9 protein-coding genes are annotated in these 14,514 nt (G+C 62.7%); 6 read left to right on the top strand and 3 right to left on the bottom strand.

Features of this window, described 5'->3' with window-relative positions; translation table 11 throughout:
* Positions 1-17: 17 nt before the first annotated feature.
* On the bottom strand, positions 18-851 hold the full coding sequence (locus AB8B02_RS22175; RefSeq protein WP_439065180.1) for an MBL fold metallo-hydrolase: 834 nt from the start codon (positions 849-851) through the stop codon (positions 18-20).
* Between the two features lie 219 nt (positions 852-1,070).
* Here AB8B02_RS22175 and AB8B02_RS22170 point away from each other — a divergent pair, with 219 nt between their 5' ends.
* The gene (locus AB8B02_RS22170) at positions 1,071-1,994 is read left to right on the top strand and encodes a GAF domain-containing DNA-binding protein (protein ID WP_320445733.1); all 924 of its coding nucleotides are present in this window, start codon (positions 1,071-1,073) and stop codon (positions 1,992-1,994) included.
* Between the two features lie 217 nt (positions 1,995-2,211).
* On the opposite strand, the gene AB8B02_RS22165 is transcribed toward AB8B02_RS22170, so the two are convergent.
* On the bottom strand, positions 2,212-2,382 hold the full coding sequence (locus AB8B02_RS22165; RefSeq protein ID WP_320445732.1) for a hypothetical protein: 171 nt from the start codon (positions 2,380-2,382) through the stop codon (positions 2,212-2,214).
* On the opposite strand from AB8B02_RS22165, the gene AB8B02_RS22160 reads away from it, so the two are divergent.
* The 5 genes from AB8B02_RS22160 (at position 2,366) to AB8B02_RS22140 (ending at position 12,748) form a co-directional block, all read left to right on the top strand.
* Positions 2,366-8,422: an autotransporter-associated beta strand repeat-containing protein gene (locus AB8B02_RS22160; RefSeq protein ID WP_439065179.1), complete on the top strand. Its 6,057-nt coding sequence runs from the start codon at positions 2,366-2,368 to the stop codon at positions 8,420-8,422. The two genes, AB8B02_RS22165 and AB8B02_RS22160, sit on opposite strands and share 17 nt — an antisense overlap.
* Before the next feature lie 111 nt (positions 8,423-8,533).
* A complete protein-coding gene (locus AB8B02_RS22155; RefSeq protein ID WP_175368062.1) occupies positions 8,534-9,433 on the top strand; it encodes an EamA family transporter in 900 nt (299 codons plus the stop codon).
* A 92-nt stretch (positions 9,434-9,525) separates the two neighbouring features.
* The gene (locus tag AB8B02_RS22150) at positions 9,526-10,287 is read left to right on the top strand and encodes a thermonuclease family protein (protein WP_175368061.1); all 762 of its coding nucleotides are present in this window, start codon (positions 9,526-9,528) and stop codon (positions 10,285-10,287) included.
* Between the two features lie 133 nt (positions 10,288-10,420).
* The gene (locus tag AB8B02_RS22145) at positions 10,421-11,371 is read left to right on the top strand and encodes an AAA family ATPase (RefSeq protein ID WP_439065178.1); all 951 of its coding nucleotides are present in this window, start codon (positions 10,421-10,423) and stop codon (positions 11,369-11,371) included.
* A gap of 3 nt (positions 11,372-11,374) precedes the next feature.
* Positions 11,375-12,748, top strand: a complete 1,374-nt coding sequence (locus AB8B02_RS22140; RefSeq protein WP_439065177.1) for a VWA domain-containing protein — start codon at positions 11,375-11,377, stop codon at positions 12,746-12,748.
* 9 nt (positions 12,749-12,757) lie between these two features.
* Here the strand turns inward: AB8B02_RS22140 and AB8B02_RS22135 are convergent, their stop codons facing one another.
* A complete protein-coding gene (locus tag AB8B02_RS22135) occupies positions 12,758-14,500 on the bottom strand; it encodes a cytochrome c biogenesis protein DipZ (protein WP_439065176.1) in 1,743 nt (580 codons plus the stop codon).
* Positions 14,501-14,514: the final 14 nt, after the last annotated feature.

Below are 14,514 nucleotides of genomic sequence, written 5' to 3'. Positions count from 1 at the left end.
TCAGCCTCGCCGGCGCGTCAAACCCCGTTGAGAATAATCACCGTCGGTGCCTTGGGCAGCGCATTGAGTGATATTGTCAGCGTTTGGGCGCTGCGCTGGTCGATTTCGAAATCTTTTCCGATCTTTGTCATGAAGTCGCTGAGCGGTGTCATGAAGCGATGCATGGGCAGCACCACCGAGGCGCGCAGCCGCTTGGTGATCTCGGATACGCCGTCGAGGGACATTGTGTAGCTGCCATCGATCGGCACCATCACGATGTCGAGCCGGCCGATCGCGGCGAAGTGGCTCTCGTCGAGCTTGTGATGCAGATGGCCGAGATGGCCGATGCACAGGCCGGCAACCTCGAAGATGAAGATCGAATTGCCGTCCTTCACCATCTCGCCGCCGGCGTCATCGCCATAGTAGCGGCGGATGTCCGTCGTGACGTTGCGGATCAGCACGTCGCCGATGCGCTCATGGATCTGCGCCGGCTGTCCACTCTCGCCCCACCCATGCAATACCGTCTTGATGCGCGGGTCGGGATACAGCGTGTAATGGGTGCTGTGGGCCCGGTTCATCGTCACCACATCCGGGATGCGATCGAGCTTGTAGATGCCGTTATAGTCGGTGGCGATGGTCACGCCGCCGGGTGTGTCGATGTAATAGGTGGAGTGCCCGGCATAGGTGATGGAGACTTCATCGGCCTTCGCATCAGTCCGACGCAAACTGACTGGAATTGCGAGTGGTGGCCGTGTGGCCATTGCCAGACACTCACTGCCGCGCGGGGCATTTTGCGCGAGTGCTGGGGTAACAACCCAACTCATTGCCCAACAAGTCAGGGTACCGAGGACAACAGGCAGAAATCGCAGCATGATCCGGCAGTCTCCGAATGCGCTTTGCTTCAATGTATCGCCAAAAGCGGACGCTGCAATGCTGGTTGTGGCGCCGGAGACTGCCCAAGATCGCGGCGCATCGCACAGTGTGGATGCCCGGGTGCCGCGATGGAATAGTCGCCATTCTGCAGGGATTGACACGCTGCCGAAGGTAAGATGGTTGGGTAGGTCTTGTGATCACTACCGCGAGCATTGCAGTTGTCATCCGATTCAGCCCAGCCTTGGGAATTCGTTAGCCGCGATGATTGTGTTGCGGCGTCGCAATCCGACTGGGTGTTCGACACGGCGATGTTGCTGCTGACGCGGCCGCTTGATGCGGCGATTGCCGAGTTACTCCAAGTCATAGGCGCGGACGCCGAAGCAGATCGCGCATGGATGTTCGAATACGACGCCGACCATCTGCGCTTTCGCAACACCCATGAGTGGAGTCGCGGTGGGGTCGGATCCTTTGTGCAGGATCTGCAGCATGTGCCGGTCACCATGATCGGCTGGCTGCATCAACGGCTGGTCTTGGGGCAGGCTGTGATGGTCAATGACATCGAGGCACTGCCACGCAGCGCCGGTGCGTTGCGCGCTGAGTTTATCCGGCAGAACAACAAAAGCGTACTCAGCGTGCCGGTATTTCATGACGGTAGGCTCGTCGCCTGCATCGGTTTCGATGCGGTCGCAGCGCCGCGCCGGTGGTCAGATGAAATTGCTGATCTGTTTCGTTGTGCCGACCTCATCGCGGCGGCGCGCTATGGCCGGTCGCCGATCACCTCTGGTGGGGAAGATTCTCAGGCTGCGTATCCCGCACTGATCTACCTACGCCGCGCGCATGGCATTCTCGGCACGCCATTGACCGAAATCGTCGGCCTGCGCTCGTCGAAAGACTATACTGAGGTGTGGCTGGTGGATGGCGCGATGGTGCTCGATCCAAGGCCGCTGACACAGTGGCTGGGCCTGATCCCGCCGGGCTGGTTTGTGCGCATTCATCGTACGGCCGTCGTCAATCATCAGTTCGTGCGCGAGGTCGTGCGCCGGTCGAGCGGGGCATGGCAATTGCGCTTGCATGATTATGAAGACCATTGGCCGGTGTCGCGGGCTGGCCGAGCTGAGTTACGCGCGCATCTTGGCGTTTGAACGACACCAAGCGAGGTGAATGTGAGCACGTTAGCGACTCACATTCCGCGTGCCGATTGCTATCAATCGCGTGCTGATCACGACTTAACAAATCGTTAGCGACGTCAGTGTGTTGAGTATTTTTCGCGTTGTGTGTTGCTACGTTTCAACACGCGAAAAACCTGCAGGGCGTTCGTCGAACCTATAGGTCGATTCGGCGATCTTTGATTGCGACTCGTCATGCGATCGCGTGTCTCATGGAACTTCGCTCGCGTGGATCTGCGAGCTGGAGTTCGATCGTGAAGCTCCCGGTATTTTCAGTCGTCAGCGCTGCGTGCTGCAGCGGCTCGAGTACGAGCAGCGGCACCGGCGCGCGCCGTGCTAACACATTGATGTCGTCGACAGCCATGATGCTGTCGCTGTTGTCGCTTGCGGGTCCGGTGCTGATGGTCGCGGCGATTGCCTCGTCGCAAGCGGTTCATGCGCAGGCTTCGGGCGTCGGCGGAAATGGCGGAGCGCATGCATCCAGCAATCCCAAAGCGGGCGGAATAGGCGGTGTGATCGACCCCGCCAATGGAGGCGGCGGCGGCGGCGGTGGCGGCAGGAATGCCAAGAACGAGTCGCTGAAGAACGCTTATATCGGCAATGGCGGCAAGGGTGGCAGTGGTGCACATGCCAGTGGAGGGGGAGACGGCGGCCAGGGTGGAAACCTGGGCTTCAACGGCTCGCAACTCCTGGGCGGTCAAATCCAGGGAGGCGCGGGATCGCCCGGGAAGCGTCCCCAGCGGCTCAAGGGTGGAGATGGCAGCAACTGGTTTCACGGAATGGGCCATGACGGCGGCAGCGGCGGCGGTGGCGGCGGTGGCGGCACCGGCGCGATATTCAGCGGGTCGTTCGTTCCGGGCAACCAGTTCATTGCGGGCGGCGCAGGTGGCAGTGGCGGAGCCGCCGCCGATGGTGGCGATGGTGTTGTGGCGTATTACGGGACCTTCATGGCCCCCGGCTACGGCGGCGGCGGTGGAGGTGGGGGTGGGGGCGGCGGCGGCGGAATAGGCCTCTACGCATCCGGACAAACCCTGGAAACGCTCGCTCCCGCTATCAAAGGTGGTTCGGGCGGTTGGGGTGGCGCCGGCGGCAATGGAGGCACGGGCGCGCCGGATAGTATCGGTAACTATTGCCCGGGCGGACAGCCGCCCTGCATCACCACCGCGACCGACGGCGGCGTCGGCGGCGATGGCGGCAGTGGGGGCAATGGCGGCAATGGCGGCGCCGGCATTGTCGTCGAGAAGGCGCGCGTGACCGTCATTGGAAGCGGCGCCTCGGTGTTCGGCGGGACCGGCGGGACCGGCGGGGCGGGTGGATCGGGCGGCCAAGGCGTTTCCGGTGGCAATGGTGGCAATGGCGGCACTGGTGGTGCTGGCGGCACCGGCGTCGTGGTGGTGAGCCCGGGGACGGTGCGCGTCGACAATGGTGGACTGGTGCAGGGCGGCGATGCCGGGGCCGCTGGGCCCGCCGGCCCGGGCGGCGGCGGCTGGGAGCTCGGCAGTGGAAGCAGTGGTCACGCCGGTGCGAATGGAGCGGCGGGAGTCGCCATCCTTGGGCAGAGCGCCGGCATAACGGTCGTTGCGGCTGGGACGATCGAGGGCGGGCGAAACGTCGACGGATCGCGCGCTGCGGCGATTCTGTTCTCCGGCGGCGGCAACAGGCTGGAGTTATGGTCCGGCGCGAACATTACAGGCGATGTCGTCGTCGGCTCGGATGCGAGCAATCCCAATATCTTTGCGTTGGGTGGCAATCAGGACGCGACGTTCGATCTCTCCGGATTGGGCACGAAGTATCGGGGCTTTTCGGTGCTGGAAAAAAATGGCGACGCCGTCTGGACGCTTTCGGGGATATCGGCATCCTTCGCCGGCGATTTGCGCGCCAATGCCGGCAGCCTGGCCTTTGCTGGTGGCGCCAGACTGACGACGGCCAATGGCTATGTCGGCTATGACAGCGGCACCGATGCCAATGTCACCATCTCTGGCCCAGGCGCATCGTGGCTCAATACCAATCTGTTCGTCGGCTATCGCGGCACCGGCTCGTTGCTGATTGCTGATGGCATGCATGTGACTGCAGCCACCGCTTCAATTGGCAACGATGCGTCTTATGTCGCGCATGGCACGGTGAAGGTCGATGGCATCCGGTCGACGCTCGATGCCCAGACCCTGAAGATCGGCGCAGCGTCCGTCGGCGCGTTGACGGTGAGCAATGGGGGTGCTGCGAAGGCGCGCACGATTCGGGTGGGCGCCTCTGGTGTCAGCGGTGCGTTGAGTATCGGATCCGAGCCCGGGGCAGCGGCTCTGGCGCCTGGTGTTGTGACAGGCCCGGTTGAACTCGCACAAAGCGGCACGCTCAATTTCAACCATACGAGCGGCGACTATCTCTTCAATAATCTCATCACCGGCAATGGCGCGATCAATGTGCTGTCAGGCACCACGATCCTGTCCGGCCGCAGTGTTGCTTTCACGGGCACCACGGAAATCCTGAGCGCAACGCTTGGCGTGACCGGACAACTCGGCGGCACGGTTAATGTCGATGCGGGCGGACGCCTCACCGGCAATGGCTACGTCGGAGCCACCACGGTGCTCAATGGTGGCACTCTCGCGCCTGATGGCACGGGTCGTCTGACGGTGAACGGCAACCTGTCGATGCTCACCGGCAGCGCCTTTGATTTCAATCTCAGCCATTTTTCGAACGGCGCAGCCTCGACGACGTCAGCGAGCGTCTTTGCAAATGGCGATGTTTCGCTCCACGACGTGACGTTCAATATCAGTGGTACGGGCGAGCCTGCGGTCGGTTACTATCGTATGATCAACTACACCGGCGGTTCGTCAATCTCCGGACTGACCATCGGCACGACGCCCCCGATCTCGGGACTGTTTCCGGTCACCTATTCGATCGACAGCTCGCGGCTCCATGTGGTCGATCTCATTGCTTCGCCCAACGGCACCGATATCCTTCAACGTTGGGATGATGCGTCGAGCGGCACCGCGGGCGGCAGCGGAACCTGGAATGCGCTCAACAACAATTGGTTTGATTTGGCCGGCGTTGCCAATACCCAGTGGGGATCCATTTATGGCGTCTTCAACGGCCCGGGCGGCACGGTCACGATAGATGGATCGCAGAAATTCTATGGGCTGCAATTCGTCGGCGGTCTCTATAACCTTGTTCAAGGCACTGGCGAACTGCGGCCAACCGCGCTGGGCGGTTCGGACGGTATTGGTGAGCTGCGTGTTCTGTCCGGCGAGACGGCGACGATTTCGGCTCCGATTGTAGGCGCCGGTGGTGTGAACAAGACGGGTGGCGGCACGCTCGTACTCGCTGGCGCCAGCACCTATGCTGGCGGCACGACCATCAGCAGCGGCACGCTGCAGATTTCGTCGAATGCAAATCTCGGCGCTGCAACCGGCGGTCTCACCTTCGACAACGGCATCTTGCATACGACTGCAACCATCGCCTCGGCGCGGAACGTCTCGCTGCTCGGGATCGGCGAGATCGATGCCGACGCCGCAACGGCGCTGGTGCTCACCGGTACGGTGTCCGGCACCGGTAGCTTGATCAAGGCCGGCGACGGCACTCTGATGTTGGCCAATACCAACAGCTGGACCGGCGGCATGCTGCTCGAAGCCGGTACGCTGCAGCTTGGCGCTTCCGGTGCACTGCCCAACGGCAGTGATGTGATCGTCTATGGCGGCAAGCTCGATCTCAACGGCTACAATACCTCGACGAATTCGTTGGTCGGCTTCGGCGGCGAGATCGCGCTCGCCAGTGCGCAACTGACGCTCGATCAGGCGAGCGATACGGTCATCGCAAGTACAATCACGGGCGTGGGCGGCAGCCTCGTGAAATCCGGCAACGGCACGTTGCTGCTATCCGGCACGAATACATATACGGGCGGCACGACAGTTTCCGGCGGCGCCGTTGCAGTTCTCGCGGACGCCAATCTCGGCACGGGCACGCTGAGGCTCTCGGGTGGCACGCTGCTGACGCTGGCCGATGTCACGTCCGTGCGAAGTATTGTGCTTTCCGGCAGCGGCACAATCGAGACGCTGTTCGGAACGACATTCTCGGCTATGGGAGATGTCTCGGGCGCCGGCGCATTGACCAAGGATGGCTGGGGCACGCTCGTTCTGGGAGGCACCAACTCTTTTAACGGCGGCACGACGATCAATGCCGGTACGCTGCAGATCGGCAATGGCGGCACCACCGGCACACTGTCCGGCAACGTCACGAACAATGGTATTCTGGCATTCAACCGATCCGATAATTTCTCCTATAATGACGTCATCTCCGGTCCCGGCGCTTTCATCCAGGTCGGGGCGGGCCTTACAGTGTTTAGCAATGATAACACCTACCGCGGTGGCACGTTGATCTCTGCCGGTATGCTGCAGCTCGGCACTGGCAGCACAGCGGGCTCTATCATTGGCGATGTCATCAATAATGGCACGTTCCAGATTTTCCGTTCCGATGTCTACACATTCGGTGGCACGATCACGGGAATCGGCATGTTCCGGCATGTCGGCACCGGCACGACGGTCCTGACGGCAGACAATACTTACAGCGGTGGTACGGAGATCACGCAGGGCATTCTGCAGATCGGTGATGGTGGTTTCACAGGATCGATCATCGGCAATGTCATAAACAATGGCGAACTTGTCGCGAAGCGCGACGGTCTGCTGACATTGGCGGGTGCCATCTCCGGCAGCGGTTCATTCACGCAGAGCGGCTTGGGCATTACGCGCCTCGACGGACTCAATAGCTATACGGGCGCCACCGACGTCAAGGCCGGAACGCTCAGCGTCAACGGCTCGATCGCCGCGTCGTCGATGGTGAGTGTCGAACGCGGCGCGACGCTCGGCGGCAACGGCATCGTCAGCACCACGCAGATCCAGGATGGCGGCATGCTGTCGCCGGGCAATTCGGTCGGGCTGCTGTCAGTACAAGGCAATCTGACATTTGCCGCGGCTTCGAGCTATATGGTCGAAGTATCTGGCTCGGCGGCGGATCGGACCAATGTCACAGGCACCGCGTCGCTCAACAATGCAGGCGTTCGCGTCAGCTTCGATCCCGCGGCCTATGTGCGTGAACGCTATACCATTTTGAACGCCGCAGGCGGCATGACGGGCACGTTCAGCCCGAATATCGTCAGCGACGAACCACCCTCGTTCATCACGACGCTGAGCTACGATGCTCAAAACGTCTATCTCAATGTAGATCTGAAGCTGACTGGTCTCAACATCAATCAGAACAACATCGCCTCGTCGCTGAATGCCTATTTTGGCAGCCATGGCGGCATCCCCTATGCGCTCGGCGCGATGGCGCCGGAAGATCTGACGCAATCGTCGGGCGAACTCTCGACCGGCGTGCAACAGAACACCGTGCAGGCCATGACGCAGTTCGTGGGCGTGCTGACCGATCCCTTCGCTGCCAATCGCGGCCTCGCAACCGTGAACACAGCTTCGAATGCCTTCGCGACGGCCGATCGTTCACCGACGCACTGGCGCGACGCCTACGGTGCGATCACCAAAGCGCCACCTGTGGCGGTGAGCTTCGAAGCGCGCTGGAACGTCTGGGCTGCGGGCTTCGGTGGTGGTCAGGCGACCGACGGCAATACGGTCGTTGGTTCGCACAATAGCAGTAGCCGGATCGGCGGCATTGCCGTCGGTGCCGATACCTGGCTGTCGCCGCAGACGCTTGCCGGCTTCGCCGTGGCTGGCGGCGGCACCAGCTTCGGCTTGTCGGATAATCTCGGTTCAGGTCATTCGGACCTGTTCCAGATCGGTGGCTTCATCCGCCATCACCAAGGCTCCGCTTATATCACAACTGCGCTCGCCTACGGATGGCAGAACATCACTACGGAACGGCTGGTGACCATCGTCGATGCCGACCGGCTGCGCGCGAACTTCACCGCGCACGCTTTCTCGGCGCGCGCCGAAGCTGGCCATCGGAGCGTGCTGCCGTGGCTTGGCGGCGTGGGGTTGACGCCCTATGCCGCGGGGCAGGTCACGAATATCGACCTGCCGGCCTATGCAGAGGCGCTTGTCTCCGGCGGCAATGATTTCGCGCTCAGTTACACTGGACGCAACGTCACTGCCATGCGTAGCGAACTTGGTCTCCGCACCGACAAGTCCTTTGCGCTGGATGGCACGCTGCTCACGCTGCGTGGTCGCGCCGCATGGGCGCGTGACTTCAATCGCGATCGCGTCGCGCAGGCCTCGTTCCAGTCGCTGCCTGGCGCGAGCTTCGTCGTCAACGGCGCGGCGATGGCGCCCGATACGGCACTGACCAGCGCGAGTGCGGAGGTCATGCTCGGCAGCGGGCTGTCGGTCGCAGCGACGTATGAGGGCGAGTTTTCCAACCTCACCCGCAGCCATGCTGGCAAGGGCGTCGTGCGCTTCGTCTGGTAAGCCACGTCCGAGGCGGTCGCGATCGCATCGCAGGCATGGGCGCAGGCCGCTTGACCCTGCGGCGTGACGCAGTCAGGTTCCGCGCCATCGCTCGCGGACCCATCCTGCCTCATGTTCACCATCGCCTCGCTCTGGATCCCCTTCACTATCATCGCCTCGCTGGGGCAGGTGGCGCGCAATGCCATGCAGCGCTCGCTCACCGGGCCGCTCGGGACCTGGGGCGCGACCAACATCCGTTTCCTGTTCGGCTTCCCGTTTTCGATCGTCTTTTTCGTGGTGATCATCCTGGCGACGGGCGACAAGGTGCCGTGGCCATCAGCCGAATTCTGGCCATGGCTGCTACTCGGCGCGCTGAGCCAGATCTTTGCCACAGGGCTCATGCTGGCAGCGATGAATGATCGCTCCTTTGTGGTGACCACGGCCTATCTCAAGACCGAGGCGATCCAGACCGCGATTTTCGGTTTCGTCTTTCTCGGCGATCATCTGACGGTGCTGAAGGTCGCGGCGATCCTGATTGCGACCATCGGAGTCGTCGTCACGGCGCTGCAGCCCGGTGCTACGCGCAACATCGCCAGCATCCGGCCGACCGTCCTCGGGCTGGTCGCGGCGGCGGCTTTTGCGCTGTCGGCCGTCGGCTTTCGCGGCGCCATCATCACGGTGCCCGGTGTCAGTTTCGTCACGGCGGCGTCCTATGCGCTGGTCTGGGCACTATTCGTGCAGACCTTGATCCTGACCATCTATCTGCTGGCCCGTGCACCCAAGGTTCTGAGCGACATCCTCGGCTTGTGGAAGCCATCGATGCTGGCCGGCTTCATGGGTGCGGTAGCCTCGCAATTCTGGTTCCTGGCCTTTGCACTTACAGCCGCCGCCAACGTGCGGACGCTGGCGCTGGTCGAGGTGCTGTTCGCGCAGGCTGTCGCCTATTATTCGTTCAAGCAGCCCCTTTCGGCACGCGAATTGTCGGGGATCGCGCTGATTGTCGTCGGCGTGGCGATGCTGGTTGCGGTGTGACGGCGCATTGCGCGTGATGTCTCTTTCGTGGGCGCGTCTGCTGCGATAGGACTGATCGCAGCCCTCCCCGTGCCGATCCCGAGACCAGATTGATGCGCATCCTGTCCCTGTTCTTCCTGCTGCTTGTCGCCAACCCGGCCTCGGCGGTCGAAGCCATCGTCAAGGACGGCGACACCATCCAGATCGGCAATGTCGCCTACAAGCTTGCCGGCCTGGACGCGCCGGAGGTGGATCAGCCCTGTGTCGACGAACATGCCGACAACTGGGGCTGCGGCGTCGAAGCAAGGGACCAACTGGTGAAGCTGATCGGCAAGCGCGAGGTTCGCTGTGAGGACCTTGGCGAGGACAAGATCTACAAGAACCGTCGCGCCGGTATCTGCAGTGTCGTTGGCGAGACGGGTAGCCTCAATCAGGCGGTGATCCAATCGGGCTATGCGGTGAGTATCGAACCGTCGGACAAGGCAAGCGCCAAGACCAGCTTCAAACCCGATGAGACGGCTGCCAAGGACAAGCGCCGAGGGCTGTGGCGCGGGTGCTTCGTGACGCCCGCGGAGTTCCGCCGCAAGGCGAGCGACAGCCCATTGCTCGGCTCGGCCTGTCGGAGCGACAAGGACAAGGAGCTGCGCGCGGCGCTGTTTCCCACCGATCTCGCGATGCCGGTGGGCTGCAATATCCGGGCGAAACAGGTCCGGCGGGCCAAGTTTACCGGCCATGTTGGCGTCTATCTCATTCCCCAATGCCAGAATTACGCGACCCAGCCGAAGCCGGATCGCTGGTTTTGCAGCGAGGACGACGCCCGCGCCGCGGGGTACCGCAAGGCGCTCAACTGTCAGGCCCCCAGCCGCCGCAACTGAGCGATGAGCCGGAGGCGCTGGACGCCGCCGGCTGAACCACGTAGCAAATCAGGACGCGGGAATGAGCCGGGCGCGCGCGCCCAAAACCTGTTTAAGGGGCTTATTCCAGTATGCGAAATCCGGAGTGAAGCGCGTGGCCGAGAACACCAGTTCGTCAGCATCGATCGAAGCCGTTGAGCGCAGCCTGGCCTCCGCCGGCTATATCGCCAGCCGGCAGATCGCCACCGCCGTCTATCTCGCCGAGAAGATCGAGAAGCCGATCCTCGTCGAAGGTCCGGCCGGCGTCGGCAAGACCGAACTCGCCAAGGCGATCGCTGCGTCGCGCGGCCTCGAGATGATCCGCATGCAGTGCTATGAGGGCCTCGACGAGGCCAAGGCGCTGTACGAGTGGAAATATGCCAAACAGCTACTCTACACCCAGATCCTGAAGGACAAGCTCGGCGAAGTGCTGGGCGGGGCCGATACGCTCGCCAAGGCGCTCGACCAGTTGCACGATTTCGGCGACGTGTTCTTCTCCAAGGAGTTCGTCGAGCCGCGTCCGTTGCTGCGCGCTCTGGAACAGCCGATGGGCTGCGTGCTTCTGATCGACGAGATCGACAAGTCCGACGCCGAATTCGAATCGCTATTGCTCGAAATCCTGTCCGACTTCCAGGTCACGATCCCCGAGCTTGGCACTGTCGTAGCCATCGTACCACCGACCGTGATCCTGACCTCGAACGGCGAGCGCGATCTTGGCGACGCGCTGAAGCGCCGCTGTCTGCATCTGCATATCGGCTTTCCCGAGCCCAAGCTCGAAGAGCGCATCGTCGAAACCCGCGTACCCGGCGTGTCCGCCACTTTGCGCAAGCAACTCGTCGGCTTCGTTAATCAGGTCCGCACGCTAGACCTGAAGAAACTGCCGTCGGTTAGCGAGACGATCGACTGGGCCAAGGTGCTGGTGCTGCTCGGCGCGTCCGAACTCGGCCACGAGATGGTCAAGGATACGCTCAACGTGCTGCTGAAATATGAAGGCGATATCGAAGCGACACTGCCGCAGGTCTCGGGTTTTGTCGCCAAGTCCGGCCGGCAAGGCGTGTTCGGTTAGCCGATGCGTGACACCCTGTATCGTTTCTTTCGGGCGGCGCGCGGCGCCGGGGTGAGAATCTCGCCCGCCGAAAGTATCGATGCGATGCGCGCGGTCGCCGAGGTCGGTCCCTCCGATCGCGGCATCCTGCGCGATGCGCTGCTGCTGACGCTGGCGAAATCCGGCGACGAGAAGGCGGCGCTTGCTGCCTGTTTCGATGCGTTCTTCACCCATCCTGATTTCGACGCACCGTCCGCGGCAAATGACGACGACGAGACTGGCGGGGGGGCAAGCGAGAGCGGAACCGACGCTGTGGCAGGCACCGCGTCGGCACAGGCTTCGACCGAACTCGGTTCGCTCGCGCAGATGCTGTTGGCGCAGGACCGCGCCGCCATTGCCGCAGCGCTTTCAAACGCATCGAATGCCGCCGGCCTGACCGACATCCGTGTCTTCACCCAGCGGGGGCTGTTTGCCAGCCGGGTGCTCGAGCAGCTCGGGATCGCGCAATTGCGCGACGACATCGACGCGCTCACGACCCGCAATCCGGCAGATGCAGAACGGCTTGCAACAGCGCTCGGCAGCCTGCGCGAGACCGTCAGCGAAATGGTCGCGCAGGCGCTGCTGCTCTATGGCCGCGAGGAGAAAGAGGCGTTGCGCAATGAGATCCTGCGCAATGCGCCGATGGCGCGGCTGGAACAGCGACAGATCGCGCAGATGCGCGTTCTGATCCGGCAGATCGCGCGGCGGCTGCGCGAGCGCTTCAGCAAGCCGCGCAAACGGCAGCGCCGTGGCCATCTCGACGTCCGCCGCACCATCCGCCGCAATGCTGCTTGGGGCGGCGTGCCGTTCATGACGGCATGGAAGCGCCGTCATCGTGACAAACCGAAGATCGTCGCTATCTGCGATGTCTCGGGCTCGGTTGCGCAGGTCTCCGACTTCTTCCTGCTGCTGATCCACAGCCTGCATGAAGTGGTGTCCGATGTGCGCTCCTTCGCTTTTTCCGGCAACCTGATCGAAGTCAGTGAAGTCCTGGAGAAGAACAAACCTGAAGAGGCGATGAAGCAGATCATGTCGTCGGTTGGCTACGGCTCGTCCGACTATGGTCGCTCCTTCGTCGATTTCGAGAAGGGGTTCATGAGCGCGATCACGGCGCAGACCACGGTCATAGTGCTCGGCGATGCCCGCAGCAACAATCTCGATCCGCGCGCCGACATCCTGCGCCGCATCGGCGAGCGCTCGAAGCGGTTGGTCTGGCTCAATCCCGAGGGCCGCATGGGCTGGGGCTTCGGCGATTCCGAAATGCCGCGCTATGCGACCTTCTGCAATGTCGTGCGCCAATGCGCGACGGCGCAGCAACTCGAGCGCGCCGTCGCCGATATCGTGGCGACCTATCAATAGTCGTCGCGATCAGCCAAAGGTGAAGGCATAGGCCCGCACGCCCGGATCGAGGAATTCGATTCCGAATGTACGGTCGGTGACGTCGCCAGCCTGTCGCACCAGCTGATACAGCTTCGCATCCGTCACGGTGCCATATCCCTCCGCATCGGTATCGGTGCCATGGCTGGCGCCGGGTGCTGCGCCATTGATGGTGACGCGGAAGCGCACCGACTTGCCGTCCGGCGATGGCCCAAGAACCAGATGCAGGTCGCGGGCGTGGAAACGATAGGCGATACGGCCGGACGCCTCATCGAGCTGCGCATATTCGCGGCCGATGGTCCACGTGCCGCCCAGCGTCCAGCGGTTCAGCGGCAGCATGTCGATGCCGCGATAGAGGTTCGGCACGTCTTCGCGTGCGCCGCCGGGCGAGGTGAAGCCGGTGGCCTGCGCATAGCCGAGATAGGTTTCCGACGACCGGAGTTGGACTTCGTCCGCCGCAACCTGCGTGCCTTCGGCTGTCACGGTTGCGGCGTTGTTGGTTGGCTCGTGGCCGGCCTCGGCGAGCAATTGCTGGATCAGCTTTTCTGACAGCGCATAATTGCCTTCGCCGATCGCCTGATGACGGATACGACCATCGGCGCCGACGAAGTAGAGCGCCGGCCATGCATTGTTGCTGAAGGCACGCCAGATCCGGAAGTCGTTGTCGATCGCGACGGGATAGCCGACGCCAAGCTTCGTTGTTGCAGCGCTGACATTGCCAACGTTCTTCTCGAAGGCGAATTCTGGCGTGTGCACGCCGATCACGACGAGGCCCTGATCGCGATACTTCTCGGCCCAGGCGCGGACATGCGGCAGCACGCGCAGGCAGTTGATGCAGGAATAGGTCCAGAAATTCACCAGCACGACCTTGCCCTGCAGGTCTTCAGCCTTCAGCGGCGACGTGTTGAGCCATTGCCTGCTGCCCACGATCGATGCGAGCGGACCAGACAGTGACGCATGGGGTGTGGCATTGCCGATGGACGTTCCGGCCTGCGCGGATGGTGCGGGCTGGAGCGTGTCGATCAGCTTGCTTTCAAACGCCGTCGTTGACGGCAGTGATAGTTGCGTCAGCAGGCGCGTATCCAGCCCGGCCCAGATCGCGATGGCGCCGAGCACCACTGCGCCACCCAGCGCGCGACGCACGCCGTCGCTCCATGGCATCAGCTCGCGCGCTTTGGCGAGCAAACGTCCGCCCAACAGCATGCCGGCGGCGAATGACGTTGCCGCACCAAGACCATAGGCGAGCAATAGCAACACGGTATCGATTCTCGGCCCGTGCAGTGCCGCGCCGGTGAGGATCAGGCCCAGCACCGGTCCGGCACAGGGTGTCCAGACGAGGCCCGTCGCTATGCCGAGCAGCAGCGAAGCGACCGGTGTGCGGTTTGCGTTTGCATCATTCTGGCCGGCCCAGCCGGACAGCTTCACGCCGAGTAGCACCAGCGGCGCCATCAGTCGCGTGGCGAGAGTCGGCAACAGCAGTGCCAGGCCGAACAGCGTCATCGCGATGAGGGCGATGGTTCTGCCATAACGATTTGCCTCGATCGCCCAGTTGCCGGCGACAGAGGCGAGGCTGGCGGCCACCGCGAAAGTCAGTGTGAGGCCAATCAGCAAGGGCAATCCGCTGCGGCGAAACGGTTCGTCCGCGCGGGCGAGAATGATCGGCAGGATCGGGAAGATGCAGGGCGATGCGATGGTGAGCAGGCCGGCCGCATAAGCGAGGATGAAGAGCGTCACGGTGATCTCCAAAA

It is taken from the genome of Tardiphaga sp. 862_B3_N4_1 (assembly GCF_051811085.1).
Taxonomy (GTDB): Bacteria; Pseudomonadota; Alphaproteobacteria; order Rhizobiales; family Xanthobacteraceae; genus Tardiphaga; species Tardiphaga robiniae.
This window is presented reverse-complemented; position numbering and strand designations above follow the sequence as displayed.